Origin of the sequence: Plantactinospora endophytica (assembly GCF_016862915.1) — a bacterium.
Classification (GTDB): domain Bacteria; phylum Actinomycetota; class Actinomycetes; order Mycobacteriales; family Micromonosporaceae; genus Plantactinospora; species Plantactinospora endophytica.
Genome location: NZ_BONW01000004.1, coordinates 341,233 through 363,158, shown reverse-complemented (window position 1 = coordinate 363,158; position 21,926 = coordinate 341,233). Strand labels below are relative to the sequence as shown.

Genomic DNA, 21,926 nt, shown 5'->3' with positions numbered 1-21,926 from the left:
CTACTCGCTCTCCAGCGCCCGGCGTAGCAGCTCGGGCAGGTCGGTCGGATAGAACCGTTCCGTCGTCCGGGCCAACTCGTCGATCGTCCACCAGCGGTGCGTGTCGATCGTGTCCTGCTCGATCGCGTCGAACCCGGTCGTGTCGACCGCCCAGGCGGCGACCCGGGCGAGGAAGAACTGCTGTTCCTGGCGGTACCACTGACCGCCGAAGCTGTACTCGGCCACCTCCCGGCGTACCGGCTCGCCCAGCTCGGCCGGGGTGAGCCGCAGCCCGGTCTCCTCGGCCAGTTCCCGGGCGGCGGCGTCCGCCGCTGTCTCGTCGTCGTCCAGTCCGCCGCCGGGGGTGAACCAGTAGCGGTGTTCGGGGCGGGCCGGATCCCAACCGTGGAAGAGCAGCACCCGCCCCTCGGCGTCGACCAGGAGTATCCGGGCTGCCTGGCGGGCGGTGAACACGGTCACCCGGTCAGCCTAGCCGCGCGGGTGCCGGACCGGCCGCCGGCCGCACGTCGCGGCCGGCACGGTCAGCCCCACGGCGTCCAACCCGGTCAGCCCTGCGGATCGGGAATCGCGCCGTAGGGATCGGGTACGGAGAGCCAGGTGGCCCGGCCGACCGGCCAGAAGACGGTGAAGGCCCGGCCCACCACCGACTCCTCCGGTATGGTCGCGAGCTGGATGTCCTTGCGGCTCTGCTGCCAGTGCTCCAACGAGTCGCCCGAGGCGGACCGGTGATCGCCCATCACCCAGAGCCGCCCCGGCGGCACGGTGATGTCGAACTCCTCGTCGGCCGCCGGATCCCTGACGCCGTTCTCGGTGAAGATGTACGGCTCGTCCAGCGACTGCCCGTTGATCATCAGGCGGTCCTCCGGGTCGCAGCAGACCACCCGGTCCCCGCCGACGCCGATGACCCGCTTGATGAAGTCCTCGCCCTTGGGATTGCCGGTCCACTGGGTGGGTGCCTTGAAGACGATGATCTCGCCCCGGTGCGGCGACCGGAAGTCGTAGACCAGCTTGTTGACGAGCACCCGGTCGTAGATGTCGAGGGTGTGCTCCATCGACGGCGACGGGATGTAGAAGGTCTGCAGGACGAATGCCCGGACCAGCACCGCGACCAGAATGGCCACGCCCACCAGGATGGGCAGCTCCCGCCAGAACGAGCTGCGGGGCTTGGACTTGTCGGTCTGCTCGTGCTCGTCAATCACGGGTGGAGCCTACGATGCCGAGTCCCGGGAGAGCGTCGGGAACGCGCGGTAAAGAGCAGAGAGCCCAAGATTGGCATCGCAATTGCTATTTCTCCCGTGTTCGCGCCGTTTTTCGGACTTTCGCCGGAGGTTTCGTCGGTGGCGGACGCCGCCACCGGCTTCGGCAGTTGGTCGAAGGTGTCCGGCACCGGCAGCGAGGCCCAGTGGCCGAACGGCCAGACGATCACGAAGGCCCGGCCGATGACGTTCTCGATCGGTACCGGCCCCTGACAACGCGCGTCCTGCGACACCAGCCGGTGGTCACCCATCACGAAGATCTGCCCCTGCGGGACCACCACCTCGTCGAACCGCCGCGACCGGCACTCCTGGCGGTTCGGCGGGACGTCCAGCGGCGAGTTTTCCAGCACGTACGGCTCGTCGAGCGGGGCGCCGTTGACGGTCACCCGACCCTGGTCGTCGCAGCACTTCACCCGGTCACCGGGCAACCCGACGACCCGCTTGATGAAGTCCTTCTCGCCCGGCCGGCTCACCCCGACCAGGTCCCCGATGGTGCGGCCCAGCTTGGCCACGAAACCCGGGTCGGGCTCGTCCCGCACCTCGGGCGCCCAGGCGGCCGTACCCCGGAACACCACGACCTCGCCGCGCACCGGGTCGCGGATGTCGTAGACGACCTTGTTGACCAGGACCCGGTCGCCGATCAGCAGAGTGTCCTCCATGGACCCCGAGGGGATGAAGAACGCCTGGAGGAGGAAGGTGCGGATCAGGACCGCCAGGCAGAAGGCCACGATCAGCAGGAGCGGAAGCTCCTGCCACAGTGGCATCTGCTTACGCGAACGGCGGGCTCGTCGGGTCCGGCGACGCCATGGCTCGACATCGTCCGCATCGTCCACCCTACGCACCACGCAACTCCCCGGTCCCGAGATACAGCGCCGTCAACCGGTGGTGCGATGACGACGACCGCGAGCGGTAGCGCGGGGGTGCCACACAACCCCGGCACATGCCGGGGTTGCCACGGCTCGCGTCTGCCCGTGTGGCCAGCGTAGTCGGCGTTCGACGGGACGGCATCCCCGCGATCGACCCGGCGCGACCGGCCGGAGGGGTCAGCCGACCCGCTTCTCGCGCTTCTCCTTGATCTTCGCCTTCTTGCCGCGCAGCTCACGCAGGTAGTAGAGCTTGGCCCGGCGTACGTCACCACGGACCACGACCTCGATCCGGTCGATACCCGGGCTGTTGATCGGGTACGTCCGCTCCACCCCGACCCCGAAGCTGATCTTGCGAACGGTGAAGGTCTCCCGCAGGCCCGCCCCGTGGCGCCGGATGACGACACCCTCGAAGACCTGGACCCGGGACCGGCTGCCCTCGATGACTCGGGCGTGCACCTTGACGGTGTCACCGGCCCGGAAGTCGGGCACGTCGGTCCGCTGCGACTGGGCGTCGAGGGCGTCCAGGGTGTTCATCGCTGCATCCTTGAAGGCTCACGGCGCCGGGCGTCGGCGCGCGGATGGTGATTCTGATCTCCACGACGAGGCCCACGATCACGACTCCGGCGGAGATCCTCGCAGCCGTCCGTGGCACGGGCGGCTGCGGCAACCCCCCTACTTTGCCATATCGTCGACCGGAGGCTGAAATCCGGCCCCGGTCAACGTGGCGACATCCCGTTTGTCCAACTCCGCCGCCGGCAGCGCGGCGAGCATGTCGGGCCGGCGCCCCGCCGTCCGGATCAGCGCCTGGTCGCGCCGCCACCGGGCGATCCGGCCGTGGTCGCCGGAGCGGAGGATCTCCGGTACGTCCTGGCCGCGCCAGCTCGGCGGCTTGGTGTAGACCGGCGCCTCCAGCAGCCCGTGCGCGTGGGACTCCTCGGCGAGCGAGTCGGCGTTGCCGAGCACCCCGGGCAGCAGACGGGTCACCGCTTCCATGATCACCAGGACCGCGACCTCGCCGCCGAAGAGCACGTAGTCACCGAGCGAGACCTCGGTGACCGGCATCCGGGTGGCGGCGTGCTCGAGTACCCGTTGGTCGATTCCCTCGTACCGGCCGCAGGCGAAGAGGAGGTGCGACTCGGCGGCCAGCTCGTGCGCCAGCGCCTGGTCGAACCGGACCCCCGCCGGGCCGGGCACCAGCAACCGCACCCCGGACTCCCGGCCGGCCGGCACCAGGGCGTCCAGCGCCTGCCCCCACGGCTCCGGCCGCATCACCATGCCCGGCCCGCCGCCGTACGGGGTGTCGTCGACCGTACGGTGCACGTCGGAGGTCCAGGTCCGCAGGTCGTGCACGGCGACGTCGAGTACGCCGGCCGCCCGGGCCCGGCCGATCAGGGACAGCTCCAGCGGCGCCAGGTATTCCGGGAAGATCGACACCACGTCGACGCGCATCAGCAACGGCACCTTCCATCGTTCCCGCACCCGCACGCCGCGTCGTTCACAGTTCCGCGTCGACGCGACGGGACCGGCCCTACAGGTCCAGCAGGCCGGGCGGAGCGTCCACGACCACCCGGCCGGCGGCCAGGTCCACCTCCGGGACGATCGCCTTGACGAACGGGATCAGCCCGGTACGCCCGTCCGGGCGGCGCAGCACCAGCAGGTCGGAGGCGGGGGCGTGGTCGATCCGGGCCACCTCGCCGAGCGACTCGCCGGTCGGGGTGACCACCGCCAGCCCGACCAACTGGTGGTCGTTGAACTCGTCGGGGTCGTCCGGCGGCGGCACCTCCGCGCTGTCCACCCAGAGCAGGGTGCCCCGGAGCGCCTCGGCGACGTCACGGTCGTAGATTCCGTCGAAGGCGAGCAGGAGTCGGTTCTGGTGCCACCGGGCAGCCTCGACGGTGAGCTGCTCCGGCACCCGGAACAGCTCACCCGCTCCGGTAACCGGGGGCGGGACCGCCGCGCCGGTGCCGGGCGACGCCGCCGGGTCGGTGCGCAACACCGTCCCGGCGGCGAATCGTGCCTCGGGATCGTCGGTCCGCACCTCCACGGTCACCTCACCGCGGACACCGTGCGGACGGCCGATCCGGCCGACGATCAGGAGCATCGGGATCCGCGGATCAGTACGAGTCGACGATGTCGACGCGTACCCCACGGCCACCGATGGACCCGATCACCTGGCGCAGCGCCTTCGCGGTACGGCCGGAGCGGCCGATCACCGTGCCCAGGTCCTCGGGGTGCACCCGCACCTCCAGGCGCTTGCCGCGCCGGGAGTCGACCATCCGCACCCGTACGTCGTCCGGGTGGTCGACGATGCCCTTGACCAGGTGTTCGAGCGCCGGCCGGAGCGCCACGTCAGGCCTGCTCGCCGGAGTCCGCACCGGCCTGCTCCTCGGTCTTCGGGGTCTCGGCGGGCGCCGCCTTGGCCGCCTTCTTCGCCGGCTTGGCAGCCGGCTCGGTCAGCCCGGCCGCCGCCTTCGCCTCGGCCTCGTAGGCCGCCGTGCGGTCGGCCCGCTCCGGCGCCACCAGCAGCGGCGGCGGGGCCGGCAGGCCCTTGAACTTCTGCCAGTCGCCGGTCTTCTCCAGCAGGCGCTGGACGGCCTCACTCGGCTGGGCGCCGACAGAGAGCCAGTACTGCACGCGCTCCGACTTGACCTCGATCACCGAAGGGTGCTCCTTCGGCTGGTAGATCCCGACGAACTCGATCGCCCGGCCGTCGCGCTTGGTGCGCGAGTCGGCGACGACAATGCGGTACTGCGGGTTGCGGATCTTACCCATCCGCAGGAGCCGGATCTTTACGGCCACAGTGTGTTCGCTCCTGTTGCGATTCTCACCGTCCCGGACACGGGCGGTGCGCGGGTGAGAGCCGACCGGCACAGTGGGGTTTGGGCCGGGGACTGCTCGATGGACTGGCGACGCGCCCGGGTTAGAGGGCGCCGGACGCGCGCCGGATACCAGCGACCCATTGTGCCAGACCCGGCCGGGAGAGCTGACACCGGACGGCGAAATCGCCGGGCCCGACCCGCTCCGGGCGTCCCGACGGCGGCCCGACCAATTCGGTCATCGTGGGCCACCGTCGATACCGCCCGGAACGTGCCTGTCCGTCCCCTCCGTCGACACCGCCCGGAGAGTCCCCGTCCGTCCCGTTCCGGGCCCCGACCAGGGCCAGCGTCTACCGCCGCCGCTCAGCCCTTGACCGCGCCCTGGAGGCCACCGACGATCTGCTTCTCGGCGAACGTGAAGAAGAGCAGTGCCGGCAGCATCGCCAGCGACGTGAAGGCGAGGATTCCCGCCGTGTCGGAGGTGTACTGACTGGAGAAGTTCTGTACGCCCAGCGGCAGGGTGTGCAGGCTGACGTCGCCGAGTACGAGCAGCGGCAGCAGGAACGCGTTCCAGCTCGCCACGAAGGCGAGGATCCCGACCGTGACGAGCGCGGGCCGCGACAGCGGCAGCACGATCAGCCAGAGGAATCCGAGCCGGCCCGTGCCGTCGATCGCGGCGGCGTCCTCCAACTCGCGTGGGATGGCGGCGAGGAAGGGGCGCAGGATCACGATCGTGAGCGGCAGCGCGAACGCGATCTGCGGAAGCATCACCGCGTAGTAGGAATTGATCAGGTTCAGGTCGCGCAGCATCAGGTAGAGCGGCAGGATCGCCGCCCCGGCCGGGAAGAGCAGGCCGAGGGTGAAGAAGGTGTAGAGCGCCTCGCGCCCCCGGAAGGTGTACCGGGCGAGCACGAACGCCGCACAGACCCCGAGCACCACGACGCCGAGGGTGGTACCCAGGGCGATCACCGCACTGTTGAACGCCTGCCCCCAGAAGTCGCTCTGGGTCAGTACCCGCGCGTAGTTGTCGAAGACCCACGGGTCGGGCAGGCCGGCCGGGTCCGCGACGATCTGCGGCGTGGTGCGGAAACCGCCGACGATCACGTAGACGACCGGGGCGATCGACACGGCCGCGACCGCCAGCGCCAGCCCGTAGGTGAGCGGGTTGCCCCAGGTCACCGGGGGGCGGCGCCTGGACGGCCGGGGCAGTACTCCGTTCGCGGCCACGGTCATTTCACCCTTCTGGTGGTGATGGCACCCTCGATGTCACGGCGCAGGAAGAAGCGCTGGAACAGCAGCGCCGCGACGAAGGAGATGACGAACAGGATCACGGCCACCGCGTTGCCGTAGCCCCAGAGCCGGGCGAAGAAGCCGTTGTCGACCATGTACGTCGCCATGGTGGCCGAGGCGCCGAGCGACCGTACCGCGGGTACCGAGGTCACCCAGATCACGTCGAAGACCTGCAACGAGCCGATCATCGACAGGAACATCCAGATCCGGATCGTCGGGCCGAGCAGCGGAAGCGTGATGTGGCGCTGGATCTGCCACCAGCTCGCGCCGTCGATCGAGGCGGCCTCGGTCAGCTCGTGCGGCACGTTCGACAGGCCGGCGAGCAGCAGGATGATGGCGAAGCCGACGTACTTCCAGGTGAGGACGAAGAGCAGCGTCCAGATCACGACGTCGAGGTCGGCGAGCCACGCCTGCACCATGCCGCCGAGTCCCAGCGACCGCATCAGCGCGTCGAGCGTCCCGCCGTCGGTCAGGATCAGCTTCCACATGATGCCGACGGTGACCTCGGCCAGCACGTACGGCACGAAGACCAGCAGCCGGAACAGGGTGCGCCCACGGAACCGACGGTTGAGCAGCAGGGCGACCGCCAGCGCGACGGGACCCTGGATCAACAGCGACCCGACCACGATGATGGCGTTGTTGCGCAGCGCGTCGAGGAAGATCGGGTCCTCGAAGGCGAGGACGTAGTTGTCGAAGCCGACGAACTCGGTGGGCGGTCCGACACCCCGCCACCGGAACAGGCTGTAGTAGACGGCGAAGCCCATCGGCACCAGCACGAACATCACGTAGACGATGACGGCGGGTGTCGTCAGCCCGATGATCTCGTACCACTTGCGACGTCTCTCGGCCGCGCGGGAGGACGTCCGCCTCCGGGCGGGCCGGACCCCCGCCGGCGGCGCGGACGCGCCACCGGCGGGGTTCAGGGTGGGATTGGTAGCGGTCACTTGCGTGCGGCCGCCTTCATGGCGTCGACGACCTGCTGCGGGTTGCCGGTGCCGGCGAAGATGGCGACGATCGCGTCGTTCATCGCGTTGCCGACCGTGCTGCCGAAGGCCGTGTCGAGCCAGAGCTGCACGTAGGTCGCCCCGGAGGTGGCCTCCAGGATCGACTTCAGCGCCGGGTCCGCGACGCCGGTCTCCGCGCCCTTGGCGACGGGCAGGCCGGTGCCGGTCTCGGCGTAGCCCTTCTGCACCTCGGGGCTGACGATGTACTTGAGGAACTCGACGCACTCGGCCGGAGCGTTCTTGGCGCAGGCGAACCCGTCACCACCGCCGAGCGCCGCCTTCGGGTCGCCGGCGGAGTTGGTGATCGCCGGTACGGGGAACCAGCCGAGGAACTTGGCCAGCGCCGCCTTGTCCGCGGCGACGGTCTCCAGGGTGCCCTTGTTCCAGTCACCCATCAGCTCCATCGCGGCCTTGCCGTTGGCCAGCAGTCCGTTGGCGCTGGTCGGGTCGTTCTGGCCCGGGGTGGCGATGAAGTTGGGCTGGAACGGGGTCGTGTCGATGAAGGTCTTCAGGTCCGTGCCGGCCTTCACGAAGCACGGGTCGTCGAAGACGGCCTCGGTGGAGGCCTTCTTCAGGGTGTCGACCGAGCAGGCGCGCAGGGCGAAGTTGTACCACCAGTGCGCGGCGGGCCACTTGTCGCCGGCACCGAGGGCGATCGGGACGACGTTGATCGCCTTGAGCTTGGCGACGGCCGCGTTCAGCTCCTCGAACGTGGTCGGCGGGGCGGCGATGCCCGCCCGCGCGAACATGTCCTTGTTGTACCAGATGCCCTCGATGCCCATCCGGTACGGCAGGCCGTACTGCTTGCCCTCCACCGCCCAGATCTCGGCCGCGCTGCCGATGTTGCCGACCTCGGTCTTCACCTGGTCGGTGATGTCCTTGAGGTAGTCGGCCTCGACCTGTTCGCGCATCTCGCCGCCGCCCCACGCCTGGAAGATGTCCGGCGGGTCGGTGGTGAGCAGGGCGGCGGGGAGCCGGGTGCGCTGGAGCTGGTTGGTCTCGATCGCCTCGATCTGGACCGTGACGGTCGGGTGGAGGGTGGAGAAGTCCTTGGCGACCTTCTCCCAGTAAGTCTTGCCGGGCCCGTCCTGGGAGGCGTTGTGCCACCAGGTCAGCGTGACCGGGTTCTTGTAGAGCTCTTCCTCAGCGGGCGCTTCGTCACCGCCGCCGCTACATCCGGCAGCAAGGAGTGCGCTGGTCGTAAGCAGCGCCAGGACGGTGCCCGCGCGGCCTTTCATCGCCATCGAATGTCTCCTCGACTATCAGTCGCGGTAATCACCTGAACGGGGAGTTTTACAGCCGCGTAACGCCGTGTCAACCGTTGTCGATAACGGTTTCGACTCCCCTGTCATGGGCCGCCGGCAGCCCTCTATCATCGTCGGCGTGGCGTTTCCGCAGCGTGTCAAGATGTCGGACGTGGCCCGTACGGCCGGCGTCTCGGTCGCGACCGTATCTAAAGTGGTCAATGGCCGGTACGGGGTGGCCCAGGCGACAGTGGAACGCGTCCAGCAGGTCATCCACCAGCTCGGGTACGAGGCGAGCCTCGGGGCACAGAGCCTGCGCAGCCACCGCACCAACGTGCTCGGCATCCTGGTCGCGGAGTTCGAGCCGTTCTCGACCGAGCTGCTCAAGGGGGCGTCCAGGGAGGTCGTCGGCACCGGCTACCAACTCCTCGCGTACTCCGGCGGCGACGGCGCCGGCACCGCCATCGGCTGGGAACGACGCTCGCTGGCCCGGCTCTCCGGCACGCTCATCGACGGTGCCGTGATCGTCACGCCGACCGTGGTCGAGACCAACCAGGGCTTCCACGTGGTGGCCGTCGACCCGCACACCGGCCCGTCCGGGCTGCCCACCGTCGACTCCGACAACTTCGCCGGCGCCGTACTCGCGACCAACTACCTGCTCTCGCTCGGGCACCGCCGCATCGGGCACATCAGCGGGCGTTCCGACCTCGAATCGGCCCGACTGCGCGAGGCCGGGTTCCGCAAGGCGATGGCCGACGCCGACGTACCGGTGGACGAACGACTGGTCCGGGTCGGCGGGTTCCGGATCGAGAGCGCCGCCGGTACGGCCGCCGAACTGCTCGCGCTCCCCGACCGGCCGACCGCGGTATTCGCCGGAAACGACCTCTCCGCGATCTCCACCCTCGACGTCGCCCGGAGCATGGGTCTGCGGGTACCCGAAGATCTCTCCGTGATCGGCTTCGACAACGTACCGGAGTCGGCGCTGGTCAACCCGCCGCTGACGACGATCATGCAACCGCTGCAACGGATGGGCGCCGAGGCGCTGCGTCTGCTCATCGACCTGATCGGCGGCGTCGAGCGCGACACGCACATCCGGCTGCCGACCGAGCTGGTGGTCCGGGCCTCCTGCCGCCCCTACACCGGCGTCCAGCAGCCGAGCCTGCCGCTCTCCGCCCCCGCCACGCCGACGGCCGGCTGACCCACCGGCCCCCAGCCCGACCCGTCCCGCCCTACGGCGGCCCGTCGAACAGTCGCGGGCTGGCACGTCGACCCTCAGGCCCGACGTCGGCCGCGCCGGACGGCGCGTTCAGCGTTTCGGTGGGCGGTCCCAGCCGGGCGGCAGGGTCGGCGCGGTCCAGCCCGGGTCGGGGACGAAGTCGAGCCACGTACCGTCGAACGGGAACTGCGCCGCCTCGGCGATCTTGATCACCCGCTCGCCCTCGGCGCGTACCGCCGCCGGGTCCGGGACCCAGTAGTGCTCGGGAAGAGCGAGCCGCTCGGCGAACTCCCCCTCGTCCTTCCACTCCCAGGTGTGGTCCGGCCAGACCAGCACGTCGAGGTCCTGGTCCAGCATGTCGACCCCGGCCAGGTCGCCGTCGTCCCAGCGGACGCCGTGCTCCTCCAGGTTGACGTACCAGTTGGTGAACCGGCCGGCCTCGTCCCGGAAGAACCAGACCGAATGGTCCGCGCCGGCCGGCAGGAACTTCAACACCGGCGGTCCGGCCCAGGTGGCGACGCGCAACCGGTACGCCGAGCCGACCCACTCGGTGAACGGCATCATCCGCATCCCGCGCCCGTCCTCGGCGACCTCGGCCGCCACCTGGGTGCCCCGGGCGACCCAGAGCAGCAGGCCACGGTCGTCGTCGCTGACCACCCGGGCCGGGCGGACCCAGCCGATCTGGCCGCGCCGCACGTTGCGGTGCACGACGACCCGGCCCGGCGAGAAGCGCATTCCGGTCACGCCCGGCCGGTCAGTAGGAGCGGGCCAGGATGGCGGTCAGCTCCGGCTCGTCCTCGGAGTCCGGCACCGAACCGTCGGCCCGGCGCAGGCAGCGCACCGTCACACCCTGGTTGTTCGCGGTCGCCTCGCCCTCGGCACCGACGGCGGACCACGGCACCCGGGCCCAGCCGGTCGCCGCCGCCTCGATCGCCTCGGCGAGCGAGTCCACCGAGACGGTGTACGACTCCCGTCGGGCCAGCGCCTCGTCGTGCAGCGCCTTCTGGTCGGCGTCGAGCGCGGCGAGCACCCCGGCCACCACGTCCGGCACCGGGACCGGGGTCTTGGCACCGGTGGTCCGGCGGACCAGCACCGCGTTGCCGGCGGCCAGGTCGCGGGGACCGAGCTCGATGCGTACCGGATAGCCCTTCAGCTCGGCGTCGACGGCCCGGCGGCCGAACGGGGTGTCGACCCGGTCGTCGAGCGCGACCCGGACCCCGGCGTCCCGCAGCGCGTCGCAGAGCTTGGCGGCGGCCTCGGCGACGCCGTCCCCGGCCTTCACCACCATCACGTACGCCTGCACCGGCGCCAGCCTCGGCGGCACCCGCAGCCCGTTGTCGTCGCCGTGGCACATGATCAGCCCGCCGAGCATCCGGGTCGAACTGCCCCACGAGGTGGTCCAGGCGTGCTCGACGGTGCGCTCGGCCGAGGTGTAGGTGATGTCGAAGGCCCGGGCGAAGTTCTGCCCCAGCTCGTGCGAGGTGCCCATCTGGAGCGCCTTGCCGTCGCCCATCATGCCTTCGAGGGTGTAGGTGCGGGTGGCACCGGCGAACCGCTCCCGGGCGGTCTTCAGCCCGACCAGCACCGGGATGCCGAGCACGCCGACCATGAAGTCCTCGTAGACCTCGTGCAGGATCTTCCGGGCGTACGCCCGCGCGTCTGCCTCGTCGGCGTGCGCGGTGTGCCCCTCCTGCCAGAGGAACTCGCTGGTCCGCAGGAAGACCCGGGGCCGCAGTTCCCAGCGCACCACGTTGGCCCACTGGTTGAGCAGCAGCGGCAGGTCGCGGTACGAGTCGACCCACTTCGCCATGAACTCGCCGATCACCGTCTCACTGGTCGGCCGCACCACGACCGGCTCGGCGAGCTGCTTGCCGCCACCGTGGGTGACCACCGCCAGCTCCGGCGAGAAGCCCTCGACGTGCTGTGCCTCGCGGCGCAGGTAGCTCTCCGGGATGAAGAGCGGGAAGTACGCGTTCTCCGCACCGGCGACCTTGATCCGGGCGTCCATCTCGGCCTGCATGCGCTCCCAGATGGCGTAGCCGGCCGGTCGGATGACCATGGTCCCCCGCACCGGGCCGTTGTCGGCGAGCTGCGCCTTGGCGATCAGGTCCTGGTACCAGCGGGGAAAGTCCTCCGCACGGGGAGTGAGCACGCGTGCCATGAGGGCACATCTTAGGCGCCGACCGCAGGACCGACGCGTCCGGCCTGCTACCGACGGCGGAGTTCCGACGTTCCGGCCGTCAGCGCAGCACCCGGCCGCGCAGCACGATGCGCTGCGGTGCGCGTACCACCCGCAGGTCGGTGCGGGGATCGTCGGCGTAGACCACCAGGTCGGCGAGGCCGCCCTCGACCAGGCCGGGAAAGCCGAGCCAGTCCCGGGCCCGCCAGGAGGCGGCGGCCAGTACGTCGACGGCGGGCATCCCGGCCTGCTGGTGCAGCAGCAGCATCTCCTCCGCCGCCAGCCCGTGGTCGATCCCGCCGCCCGCGTCGGTGCCGACGTAGACCGGCACCCCGGCCTCGTACGCCGCCCGGACCACGGTCGGGAAGTTGTCGCGGAGCGCGAGCATGTGCTTGGCGTACCCGGGGAACTTCGCCCCGGCCCGCTCCGCGATCTCGCCGAAGGTGGCGATGTTGATCATCGTCGGCACCAGGGCGGTGCCCCGCCGGGCCATCTCGTCGACCAGGTCGAGGCTGACCCCGGTACCGTGCTCGACCGAGTCGACCCCGGCCCGGACCATCACCTCGACCGCCGCCTCGGAGAAGGTGTGCACCGCCGCCCGGACCCCGGCCGCGTGTGCGGCGGCGATCGCGGCGGCCACCGTCTCCGGCTCCCAGGACGGCGCCAGGTCACCGACGTTCCGGTCGATCCAGTCGCCGACCAACTTGACCCAGCCGTTGCCGGCCCGGGCCTGCTCGGCCACCGCCGCCGGTACGTCGGCCGGCTCGACCTCCACCGCGATGTCCCGCAGGTAACGCTTCGGCGGCGCGATGTGCCGGCCGGCGCGGGCCAGTCGCGGCAGGTCCGGCTCGTCCTCCAACTCCGGGTACGGGAACGGCGAACCGGCGTCCCGAATCGCCAGCACCCCGGCGTCCCGGTCGATTCGGGCCAGTTCACGGGCCTGATCCAGCGAACTGATCGGCCGCGCACCCGGTGCGATCCCCGGATGGCAGTGCGCGTCGACCAGACCCGGCAGCACGAAGCCCCGGTCGGCCACCGTCACCGCCCCGGGAACCGGGGTGAAGGTGACCCGGTCACCGACCAGCCACAGGTCGCGGACCTCGTCGTCCGGGAGCACGACCCCTCGTACGTGCAGCGCCATGGGCACATTCCTACCCGATCGAGCCTCGGCGGCCCGCCGCGCCCCGTCCCGCCCCGACGGAAGTCACCGCTTGACGGCCCGTGCCGACCGCGCCGGCCACGGTTGCCGCGCCGACCATGGCCGGCCAGGGTCGCCGCGTCACGCCTCCGCGCGGCCCCGGAGGCCGACCCAACGGGTGGTCAGGGCCGGCAGGTCGACGGTCACCTTCCAGGGACGCTCGGTGTGGAAGACGTCGTCGGTGTGCGCCGCCGGCTCGTATTCGCCGGTCGGCCCGAGCACGAACTCGGTAAGCGTCATCCGCTCGTGCAGCGGGTCGACCACCCAGTAGGTCGGCACACCGGCGTGGCCGTAGACCCGCGCCTTGTCGTACATGTCGCGGAAGGTGGAGTCCGGCGAGATCACCTCGACCGCGAGGATCGCGTCCTCGACCGGGACCGGGCTGCGGGTGATGTGCTCGGGGCGCAGTGCCACCACGTCGGGCCGGGGCTCGTTGCGCCGGTCGACCCGCATCGAGAGGTCGATGCTGACCACGTACTCCGGCGGGCAGTTCGCCTCTAACGCAAGCAGGATGCGGACACAGAGGTCCTGGTGCAGGTGGGTGGGGGACGGCACGATCAACCTTCCGTTGATCAGTTCGTACGGAAGGTCCTTCGGCAGCTCGCCGAGGTCGTCAACCGTCCACTCCTGCCGCTCCGGCAGCATCGGCGCCGCGGTCATGACCACTCCTTCCCAGTGACGCCGTCACCCTACGCGCTCAGGCTATCGCCCACTGTCCCCGTCGACGGACACTCTGTCCGTCAGCGGCCCTTGTCGTCGTCCGGGCGCTTGGTGAACTTGTTGAAGTCGAGCTTCGGCAACTTGAACCCGGGCGGCAGGCCCTGCCCGCCCTGGAGTGCGCTCGGGTCCAGCCCCGGCGGCAACTGCGGCATGCCGCCCGGGAACCCGCCGGCCGGGCCGCCGACCCGGGGCCGGTTGCCGCCCTTGGTGCCCTTGCGCTTGTTCTTCGGCGACTTGGTCGCCTTCCGCCGGCCGCCGGGCAGGCCCATCATGCCGCCCATCTGCTTCATCATCTTCTGCGCCTCGGCGAAGCGGTTGAGCAGTTGGTTGACGTCCATCACGGTGACGCCGGAGCCGTTCGCGATCCGTGCCCGCCGCGAGCCGTTGATGACCTTCGGGTTGGTCCGCTCGCCCGGGGTCATCGAGCGGATGATCGCGGTCACCTTGTCGAAGTGCTTGTCGTCGACCTCGGCCAACTGGTCCTTCATCTGCCCCATCCCGGGCATCATGGCCAGGACGTTCGCGATCGGGCCCATCCGGCGTACGGCGATGAGCTGGTCGAGGAAGTCCTCCAGGGTGAACTGCTCGCCGCCCATCAGCTTGGCGGTCATCTTCTCTTTCTGATCGGCGTCGAAGGCCTGCTCGGCCTGCTCGATCAGCGTGAGCACGTCGCCCATCCCGAGGATCCGGCTGGCCATCCGGTCCGGGTGGAAGACGTCGAAGTCGGTCAGCTTCTCGCCGGTGGAGGCGAAGAGGATCGGCTGGCCGGTGACCTGCCGTACGGAGAGCGCGGCACCACCGCGCGCGTCGCCGTCGAGCTTGGAGAGGACCACGCCGGTGATCCCGACGCCGTCCCGGAACGCCTCGGCGGTGCGTACCGCGTCCTGGCCGACCATCGCGTCGATGACGAAGATGACCTCGTCCGGGTCGACGGCGTCCCGGATCGCGGCGGCCTGCGCCATCATCTCGGCGTCGATACCGAGCCGGCCGGCGGTGTCCACGATGACGATGTCCCGGGCGGCCCGCCGGGCGTGCTCCAGCGACGCCTTGGCGACCTGGACCGGGTCACCGACCCCGTTGCCCGGCTCCGGCGCGAAGACCTCGACCCCGGCCCTGCCGCCGAGCACCTGCAACTGGTTGACGGCGTTCGGCCGCTGGAGGTCGGCGGCGACCAGCAGCGGCTGGTGGCCCTGCCCCTTCAACCAGCCGGCCAGCTTGCCGGCCAGGGTGGTCTTACCGGAACCCTGGAGACCGGCGAGCATGATCACGGTGGGCGGCTGCTTGGCGAACTGGAGCCGCCGGTTCTCGCCGCCGAGCACGGTGACGAGTTCCTCGTGGACGATCTTGATGATCTGCTGCGCCGGGTTGAGCGCCTGCGACACCTCGGCGCCCCGGGCCCGCTCCTTCACACTGGTGATGAAGGACTTGACCACGGGCAGGGCGACGTCCGCCTCCAGCAGCGCGAGCCGGATCTCCCGGGCGGTGGCGTCGATGTCGGCGTCGGTGAGGCGGCCCTTGCCACGCAGCTTGGTGAAGATCCCGGACAGGCGGTCACTCAAAGTGTCAAACACGGCGCAGCATCCCGTTTGTCGTATTTACCCGAGCATGGCATGGCCGAGACACGGGTGCCCGGCCACCGCAAGGGTAGCCGCCCACATCCTCCGGCGCCTCCACCCCGCCCGGAGCCGCGAGCGGGGTGCGGGTGCGCGAACGGGGCAGCTCGACAGTCTCGCGGGGAACCCCACCCCGCCCGGCCCAGGCGCCGGGCCGGGCCGGTCGGGGCCGTGCCGGCCGGGTCAGGGCTCGACCAGGCCCGACTGGTACGCGTACACGACCAGTTGGGCCCGGTCCCGGGCGCCCAGCTTGACCATCGCCCGGCTGACGTGGGTACGCGCGGTGGCCGGGCTGACCAGCAGCCGCCCGCCGATCTCGTCGTTGCTCAGCCCCTCGCCGACCAGCCCCACCACCTGCCGCTCCCGGTCGGTCAGGGTGTCCAGCCGAGGGTGCGGGCGGAGTACCCGGGACGGCCGGGTGGCGAATTCCCGGACCACCCGCCGGGTGACCGACGGGGAGAGCAGCGCCTCGCCGCCGGCCACCAGCCGGATCGCCCGGAGCAGCTCGACCGGCTTGGTGTCCTTGGTCAGGAAGCCGCTGGCGCCGTGCCGGAGCGCCTCGAAGACGTACGAGTCGAGTTCGAAGGTAGTCAGCACCACCACCCGGGTTCCGGCCAGTTCCGGATCCGCCACGATTCGCCGGGTCGCCTCGATGCCGTCGATCCCCGGCATCCGGACGTCCATCAGCACCACGTCGGGGCGCTCCCGGCGGGCCACCGCCAGCGCGTCCAGCCCGTCGGCCGCCTCACCCACCACCCGCAGATCCGGCTCGCTCTCCACCAGGGCGCGCAGGCCCAGCCGGACGAGGTCCTGGTCGTCCGCGATCAGCACACCGATCGTCGCCGCGCTCTCCTCGGTCATCCCGCTGTCCTCCCCGGTAGTCCTCGGTCAATCCCGTGCCGGCGCGGGCAGCCGGGCGAAGACCCGGAACCCGCCCCCGGGACGCGGCCCCACCTCCAGGACGCCGCCGAGCGCGCCGATCCGCTCCCGCATCCCGGTCAGCCCGTGCCCAGCACCCGGCCCGGCCACCCCCGCACCGCCGTGTCCGGTGTCCAGCACCTCGACCGTCACCTCGGCCGGCAGGTACCCGATCCGCACCATGGCGGTGGCGGCGCCCGCGTGCCGGAGCACGTTGGTCAGCGACTCCTGCACCACCCGGTACGCGGCCAGGTCGACCGCCACCGCCAGCGGCCGACGCTCACCGGTCAGCTCCAGCGTGACCGGCAGGCCGGACCGGCGCAGCCGGTCGGTCAGCGCCGCCACCTGGTCGAGTCCGGGCACCGGCGCACGCTCGACCGCCGCGTCCCGACGGACCACCGACAGGGTCACCCGCAACTCGTCCAGCGCCTCCCGACTGGTCCGGCTGATCGCGGTCAACGCCGTCTCCGCCTGCTCGGGCCGCTTCGCCAGCAGGTGCAGGGCGATCTCCGCCTGCATGTTGATCGCGGCCAGCCCGTGCCCGACCACGTCGTGCACCTCCTGGGCGATCCGGAGCCGCTCGTCGTCGGCGAGCCGCCGGGCCTGTTCGATCCGGGCCTGGGCGGCGGACTGCCGGTTGACCCGGACGGTGGCGCCGACCGCGAACGGTACGGCCACCCAGGCCGAGCCGGGCACCAGCCCGAGCAGACCCTCCGGGGTACCCCGGATCGACACCACCGTGTGGGCCAGCAGCACCACCAGAGACACGGCGGTGCCGACCGCCGCCCGGCGTACCGGCAGGTGTGCCGCGACCGTGTAGACGGCGATCAGATAGCTGAGCAGCATCGGCCCGTACGGGTAGCCGACCACCAGGTACGTCGAGACGGCCAGCGAGTTGACCGCCAGCGTGCCCAGCGGCCAGCGGCGGCGTACCGCCAGACTCAGCGTGCCGAGCGCGATCAGCGCGTAGCCCCAGCCGTCCACCTCGACCGCACCGGGCATGTTCCGGCCGATCACCGTGCTCACCGGCACCGTGATCGCGAACAGTCCGACCGCCAGCGCCGTGTCCGCCAGCCAGACCCACCGGCCACGCCCCGCTCCGGCCACCGGCTCGGGCGGGCTCAGCGGTCCGGGTGTCCGGGTCATCGGTGCAACGTCCGGGTCATCGGTCCAGCCTCCGGGGTCATCGGTTCAGAGGATGTCACGCCGACGGAGCAGGGCACCGGCCAGCAGCGCGAACCCGACCAGATAACCGGCCACGGTCAGCGCCGCCTGCCCACCGCCGACGACCTGCTCGACCCCGGGCGTACCGGGGCCGGCGCCGAGCGCCGCGACCAGCGATCCGGCGTTCGGTCCGGGCAGCCCCTTCTGCACCTGCGCCACCCAGTCCAGCAGCGGCGCGGCGAGACTGGCCAGCAGGTTCTGTACGGCCAGCAGCCAGACCAGTCCCAGCCCGACCGGCAGCGCCACCCCGCGCAGCAGTACGGCCAACAGCGCCCCGAAGCTCGCCCACATCATCGCGACCAGCCAGCCGGCGCCCACCCCGACGGCCAGCTCGGCCGGCGACGGCCAGTGCACCGGCTGCCCCTCCACCCCGGCGACGAGCCCGCTGGCGGCGGCGCCCGAGACGAAGATCGCGAGTACCGTGCCCAGGGTCGCCACGGCCAGCGTGCCGAGTTTGCCGGCGTACCCGGCCAGCCGGGACGGTCCCTGGGTGAACAGGGTCTTCCAGGTGCCCCAGCCGTACTCGCCGCCGACCGTGAGTACGCCGAGGATCAGCATGATCGCACCGAGGAAGATCGGCAGGCCGCCGATCGAGTTGCCGACCAGTTCGGCCGGCAGCAGCGCGGCCAGCCCGTCCCCGGCCGCCTCCGCCACCCCGCCGGAACCGGGACCGGTCGGCGGCACGTTCCCGGTACCCCCGCCGGCCGGGTCGGTGCCGTCCAGATAGCCGGCGTACGGGACCAGGTAGGTGAATGTCAGGCTGAGCACCAGGGCCACCGCCAGCAGCAGCCAGTTCGCCGGCCGGCGGACCAGCTTAACCAGCTCGGCGGCGAGTACGTCAGTAAGTCGCCGGAACGCCATGTCCGACCTCCTCGCTCCGCTGCGCACCGGCGGCGTCGGTACCGCCGGTCAGTTCGAAGAACACCTGCTCCAGGTCGCGTTCCCGGGGACGCAGCTCGCGTACGGCCAGCCCCGCCTCGACGAACGCGGTGTTGACCCGGGCGGCCTGGTCCGGGTCGACCGCCAGGTCGAGCCCGCCGTCGACCACCCGGACCCGGTCCGGGCCGAGCAGCGCCCGGGCCCGCTCCTCGGCGGCGCCGAGCGGCTCGACCAGCACCCGCAGGCTGGCCGTACCGCGCAGGTCGGCGACGGTGCTCTCGGTCACCAGCCGCCCCCGGGAGACCACTCCGACCCGGTCGCAGACCTGCTGCACCTCGCCGAGCAGATGACTGGAGAGCAGTACGGTGCAGCCGGCCGACGCCAGCCGGCGGATCAACGCGCGCATGTCGGCCATCCCGGCCGGGTCGAGCCCGTTGGTCGGCTCGTCCAGGATCAGCAGCCGGGGGTCCTTCAGCAGCGCGGCGGCGACCCCGAGCCGCTGCTTCATCCCGAGCGAGTAGCTGGCGTACCGGTCGCCGGCCCGGTCGGCGAGGTCGACCAGTTCGAGCACGGTGCGGATCCGGATCGACGGGGTGCCGGCGTACCGGGCCAGCACCCGCAGGTTGTCCCGGCCGGAGAGGTAGGGGTAGCAGGCCGGGCCCTCGATCAGCGCGCCTACCTGGTCCAGTTGACCGGGTGCGCCGGGTGGCCGGCCGAACAGCCGGACTGTGCCGGCGGTGGGCCGGACGAGGCCGAGCAGCATCCGCAGGGTACTGGTCTTGCCGGCGCCGTTCGGGCCGAGGAAGCCGTACACCTCGCCGGCCCGCACGGTGAGGTCGAGCGAGTCGACGGCGACGAGGTCGCCGTACCGCTTGCTCAGGCCGCTGGTCTCGACCGGGTGCGGCGGCCCGGTCGGCTCGGGTGGGATATCCGTCATGCCCCCGACGATCCCGCCCGGCGGGCCCGGCGGCGTCGTCCGGCGAGCGGCCCTCCGGCTACGCCCGCTGACGTAGTGCCGGGACCGCCCCACCGCCGGAGGCGAGACCAGCCCCGGTCCAGGGCCGGGGCGGGCGGTCAGCCGGCGGCGGACAGCACGGCGGCCTCGACCCGGTCCCGCTCGGCCTCGTCCGGCCAGCTTCCGACGAGGTAGAAGGCGTCGACCACGTCACCGCCGAGGGTGGAGATCCGGGCGGCCCGGACCTGCGCGCCGGCCTCGTCCAGGGCGCTGGCGACCCGGTAGAGCAGGCCGCCCGCGTCGGCGGCGCGCAGCTCCAGCACCACCGCGTCGGTGGCGGCGGCCCGGTGCCAGACCACCCGGGGTGGCGAGCCGCCGCCCCGGGCCGCCAGCGCGCGACCGCGCAGCCGCTGGGTCACCGAGACGTCGCCGGTGACCGCCCGGCGCAGGTCGGCGGCGAGGGCGACCGGGTCGGGCGGGGTGCCGTAGCGGGGCTGGACCAGGAACTCGACCAGGGCGGTCTCCTCGACCATGCTGGCGTCGGCGGCCAGCACCTCCAGCCGGTGCAGGGCCAGACATCCGGCGACCGCGGCGAGCAGGCCGCGCCGGTCCGCCGCGGCCACCGCCACCCGGTCCCCCTCCAGGTGTACGGCCGGCAGCGGCCCCGCCACCAGCGCCGGGTCCGGGGTCGGCGGCTCGGGAAGCTGACCGGTGTCGAGCCGGGTGTGCACCCGGCGGACCAGTTCGGCGATCAACCGGGCCTTCCAGTCCGACCAGGCGGCCGGCCCGGTCGCCTTCGCGTCCGCCTGGGCCAGTGCGTGCAGCAGGCTCAGCGTGCCGGTGTCCTGCACCGCGTCGGCCACGCCTGCGATGGTGACCGGGTCGGCGAGGTCCCGCCGGGTCGCCACCTCGGGCAGCAGCAGGTGCAGCCGGACCAGCCGCTCGATCAGGTCGACCTCGGCCGGCGGCAGCCCGATCCGGGCGGCGATCCGGGCCGCGATCGGCGCCCCGACGATGCTGTGGTCCCCGCCGAGTCCTTTCCCCACGTCGTGCAGGAAGGCGGCGAGCAGCAGCAGGTCGGGCCGATCCACCTCACGGGCGTACCCGGTCGCCTCGGCGGCGGCCTGCACCAGGTGCCGGTCCAGGGTGAACCGGTGTACCGGGTTGTGCTGCGGCAGGCTGCGCATCCGGGGCCACTCCGGCAGCCAGCCGTCGACGAGGCCGTACCGGTCGCAGGTCTCCCAGGTGCCGACCAGGCCGGTACCGGCGCCGAGCAGGGTGATCAGCGCGGCCCGGGCGGCCGGCGGCCACGGGGTCGGCAGCGGCGGGCAGTACGCGGCGAGCCACTCGCAGGTGGCCCGGGCGATCGGCAGCCGGGCGCTGGCCGCGGCGGCGGCGACCCGCAGCGACAGGCTCGGGTCGGGGCGGGCGCCGATGGCGGTCCGGGCGAGGACCAGCTCGCCGTCCTGTTCGACGACGTCCCGGGCGACGGGACGGCGCAGCGGCCGGCCGTCGGCGCCCCGGCGTCGCCCCGAGCGGAGCCGGTCGGCGGCCCGCCAGGCGTCGTCCAGGGCGTGGCTGATGGTCCGGGCGTCCCCGGCGACCTGGCGCAGCAGCGCGTCGCCCGGCTCGGCGAGCCCGTTGGGCGTCCCGTCCGGGTCGGGTGAGAGCTGTCGGGGGGCGGGCTCGACCGCGCCGGGCCCGAACGGCCGCTGCGCGGGGTCGACCGTCGACCGGACGGCCCGCAGCCCGAGCAGTCCGGCGACGGCGGTCCGCTCCTGGGCGAGCAGCCGGTCGACCCGCCGGCCGACCGAGCTGTGCAGGGCGTCCCGGGTGTCCAGCATCCGCAGGTGCGCGGCCCGGACCGCCGGGCGGAGCGTGTCGCTGATCCCGGCGAAGGCGATGGCCCGGAGCAGCGCCACGTCCCGGAGGCCGCCGGCCGCCTCCTTCAGGTCACCTTCCAGCAGAAACGCCAGCTCGCCGTGGGCCTGCCAGCGGGTCGCGGTGACCTCGCGCAGTGCCGGCAGGGCGCGTACGGCGGTCCGCCGCCACTGGTCCGCGGCGGCGCCGACCAGTCGGGCGGAGAGTTCGGGGTCGCCGGCCACGTGCCGGGCGTCGAGCAGGCCGAGCGCGACCTTGACGTCGTCGTGCGCGACGGAGAGCGCCTCGGGGATGGTCCGCACCGAGTGGTCCAGGCCGAGCCGGGCGTCCCAGATCGGGTACCAGAGCGCGGCGGCCAAGTCGTCCATCCCGGGCACCCCGGAGTGCAGCAGCACCAGGTCCAGGTCGCCGCAGGGCGCGCACTGCCGGCGGCCGAGCCCGCCCACCGCGACCAGGGCGATGCCGGTGGCCGAGGCCGGATCCGGGCCGTTGCGTCGGCCGGCCGTCTCGCGCAGGCCGGCCGTGAGCAGCCCGGTCAGCCAGGTGTCGAGCGCCGCCGCACGCTGCTCGCGGGCGGCGGCGCCGATGCCGGGGATGACCAGGGGCCTCGGGTCGACCTGACCGGCGGTCAGCGGCACGGGTCCCCTGGTCATCGTGACGATCTCCC

General features: G+C 72.1%; 22 protein-coding genes. 1 reads left to right on the top strand and 21 read right to left on the bottom strand.

Annotation, left to right across the window (positions count from 1 at the left end; translation table 11 throughout):
• The 11 genes from Pen02_RS07345 to Pen02_RS07295 all read right to left on the bottom strand — a co-directional run bounded on the left by Pen02_RS07345 (position 1) and on the right by Pen02_RS07295 (position 8,476).
• Positions 1 to 459, bottom strand: a complete 459-nt coding sequence (locus Pen02_RS07345; RefSeq protein ID WP_203865150.1) for an NUDIX hydrolase — start codon at positions 457 to 459, stop codon at positions 1 to 3.
• Positions 460 to 545: 86 nt separating this feature from the next.
• Positions 546 to 1,199 (bottom strand): signal peptidase I, encoded by a 654-nt coding sequence (lepB, locus tag Pen02_RS07340; RefSeq protein ID WP_203865149.1) that lies wholly within the window; start codon positions 1,197 to 1,199, stop codon positions 546 to 548.
• On the bottom strand, positions 1,196 to 2,101 hold the full coding sequence (lepB, locus tag Pen02_RS07335; protein WP_239140188.1) for a signal peptidase I: 906 nt from the start codon (positions 2,099 to 2,101) through the stop codon (positions 1,196 to 1,198). The genes lepB (Pen02_RS07340) and lepB (Pen02_RS07335) overlap by 4 nt, the downstream gene beginning before the upstream one ends.
• A 198-nt stretch (positions 2,102 to 2,299) precedes the next feature.
• Complete coding sequence (gene rplS, locus Pen02_RS07330) at positions 2,300 to 2,656, bottom strand: 50S ribosomal protein L19 (RefSeq protein ID WP_203858388.1); 357 nt, start codon at positions 2,654 to 2,656, stop codon at positions 2,300 to 2,302.
• Positions 2,657 to 2,794: 138 nt separating this feature from the next.
• Complete coding sequence (gene trmD / locus Pen02_RS07325) at positions 2,795 to 3,571, bottom strand: tRNA (guanosine(37)-N1)-methyltransferase TrmD (protein ID WP_203865147.1); 777 nt, start codon at positions 3,569 to 3,571, stop codon at positions 2,795 to 2,797.
• Positions 3,572 to 3,650: 79 nt separating this feature from the next.
• Positions 3,651 to 4,223, bottom strand: a complete 573-nt coding sequence (gene rimM, locus Pen02_RS07320; protein ID WP_203865146.1) for a ribosome maturation factor RimM — start codon at positions 4,221 to 4,223, stop codon at positions 3,651 to 3,653.
• Positions 4,224 to 4,236: 13 nt separating this feature from the next.
• Complete coding sequence (locus tag Pen02_RS07315) at positions 4,237 to 4,497, bottom strand: RNA-binding protein (protein WP_199853371.1); 261 nt, start codon at positions 4,495 to 4,497, stop codon at positions 4,237 to 4,239.
• On the bottom strand, positions 4,472 to 4,921 hold the full coding sequence (gene rpsP / locus Pen02_RS07310) for a 30S ribosomal protein S16 (protein ID WP_203865145.1): 450 nt from the start codon (positions 4,919 to 4,921) through the stop codon (positions 4,472 to 4,474). The genes Pen02_RS07315 and rpsP overlap by 26 nt, the downstream gene beginning before the upstream one ends.
• Positions 4,922 to 5,301: 380 nt before the next feature.
• On the bottom strand, positions 5,302 to 6,171 hold the full coding sequence (locus Pen02_RS07305) for a carbohydrate ABC transporter permease (protein WP_203865144.1): 870 nt from the start codon (positions 6,169 to 6,171) through the stop codon (positions 5,302 to 5,304).
• A complete protein-coding gene (locus tag Pen02_RS07300; RefSeq protein WP_203865143.1) occupies positions 6,168 to 7,172 on the bottom strand; it encodes a carbohydrate ABC transporter permease in 1,005 nt (334 codons plus the stop codon). The genes Pen02_RS07305 and Pen02_RS07300 overlap by 4 nt, the downstream gene beginning before the upstream one ends.
• Positions 7,169 to 8,476 carry an extracellular solute-binding protein gene (locus Pen02_RS07295; protein WP_203865142.1) on the bottom strand — a complete coding sequence of 436 codons (1,308 nt, stop codon included), beginning with the start codon at positions 8,474 to 8,476 and terminating at the stop codon, positions 7,169 to 7,171. The genes Pen02_RS07300 and Pen02_RS07295 overlap by 4 nt, the downstream gene beginning before the upstream one ends.
• 139 nt (positions 8,477 to 8,615) lie before the next feature.
• Between Pen02_RS07295 and Pen02_RS07290 the strand changes: the two genes are divergently transcribed.
• On the top strand, positions 8,616 to 9,674 hold the full coding sequence (locus Pen02_RS07290; protein ID WP_239140183.1) for a LacI family DNA-binding transcriptional regulator: 1,059 nt from the start codon (positions 8,616 to 8,618) through the stop codon (positions 9,672 to 9,674).
• Positions 9,675 to 9,782: 108 nt separating this feature from the next.
• On the opposite strand, the gene Pen02_RS07285 is transcribed toward Pen02_RS07290, so the two are convergent.
• From Pen02_RS07285 to Pen02_RS07240, 10 genes are all read right to left on the bottom strand, one after another.
• Positions 9,783 to 10,427, bottom strand: coding sequence for a ribonuclease FAU-1 family protein (locus Pen02_RS07285; protein WP_203865185.1), 645 nt, complete (start codon positions 10,425 to 10,427; stop codon positions 9,783 to 9,785).
• 19 nt (positions 10,428 to 10,446) lie between these two features.
• On the bottom strand, positions 10,447 to 11,853 hold the full coding sequence (proS, locus tag Pen02_RS07280; protein ID WP_203865141.1) for a proline--tRNA ligase: 1,407 nt from the start codon (positions 11,851 to 11,853) through the stop codon (positions 10,447 to 10,449).
• A 79-nt stretch (positions 11,854 to 11,932) separates the two neighbouring features.
• Complete coding sequence (locus tag Pen02_RS07275; RefSeq protein WP_203865140.1) at positions 11,933 to 13,012, bottom strand: amidohydrolase family protein; 1,080 nt, start codon at positions 13,010 to 13,012, stop codon at positions 11,933 to 11,935.
• 138 nt (positions 13,013 to 13,150) lie between these two features.
• Complete coding sequence (locus Pen02_RS07270; protein ID WP_203865139.1) at positions 13,151 to 13,729, bottom strand: Uma2 family endonuclease; 579 nt, start codon at positions 13,727 to 13,729, stop codon at positions 13,151 to 13,153.
• 80 nt (positions 13,730 to 13,809) lie between these two features.
• Complete coding sequence (gene ffh / locus Pen02_RS07265; RefSeq protein ID WP_203865138.1) at positions 13,810 to 15,360, bottom strand: signal recognition particle protein; 1,551 nt, start codon at positions 15,358 to 15,360, stop codon at positions 13,810 to 13,812.
• Between the two features lie 225 nt (positions 15,361 to 15,585).
• Positions 15,586 to 16,263 carry a response regulator transcription factor gene (locus Pen02_RS07260; RefSeq protein ID WP_203865137.1) on the bottom strand — a complete coding sequence of 226 codons (678 nt, stop codon included), beginning with the start codon at positions 16,261 to 16,263 and terminating at the stop codon, positions 15,586 to 15,588.
• 27 nt (positions 16,264 to 16,290) lie between these two features.
• Positions 16,291 to 17,466 (bottom strand): sensor histidine kinase, encoded by a 1,176-nt coding sequence (locus tag Pen02_RS42475; protein WP_203865136.1) that lies wholly within the window; start codon positions 17,464 to 17,466, stop codon positions 16,291 to 16,293.
• Between the two features lie 45 nt (positions 17,467 to 17,511).
• On the bottom strand, positions 17,512 to 18,405 hold the full coding sequence (locus Pen02_RS07250) for an ABC-2 transporter permease family protein (protein ID WP_203865135.1): 894 nt from the start codon (positions 18,403 to 18,405) through the stop codon (positions 17,512 to 17,514).
• Positions 18,383 to 19,360, bottom strand: a complete 978-nt coding sequence (locus tag Pen02_RS07245; RefSeq protein WP_203865134.1) for an ABC transporter ATP-binding protein — start codon at positions 19,358 to 19,360, stop codon at positions 18,383 to 18,385. Before Pen02_RS07245 ends, Pen02_RS07250 begins: the two co-directional genes overlap by 23 nt.
• A gap of 137 nt (positions 19,361 to 19,497) precedes the next feature.
• Positions 19,498 to 21,912: a [protein-PII] uridylyltransferase gene (locus Pen02_RS07240; RefSeq protein ID WP_203865133.1), complete on the bottom strand. Its 2,415-nt coding sequence runs from the start codon at positions 21,910 to 21,912 to the stop codon at positions 19,498 to 19,500.
• Between the last annotated feature and the right edge of the window lie 14 nt (positions 21,913 to 21,926).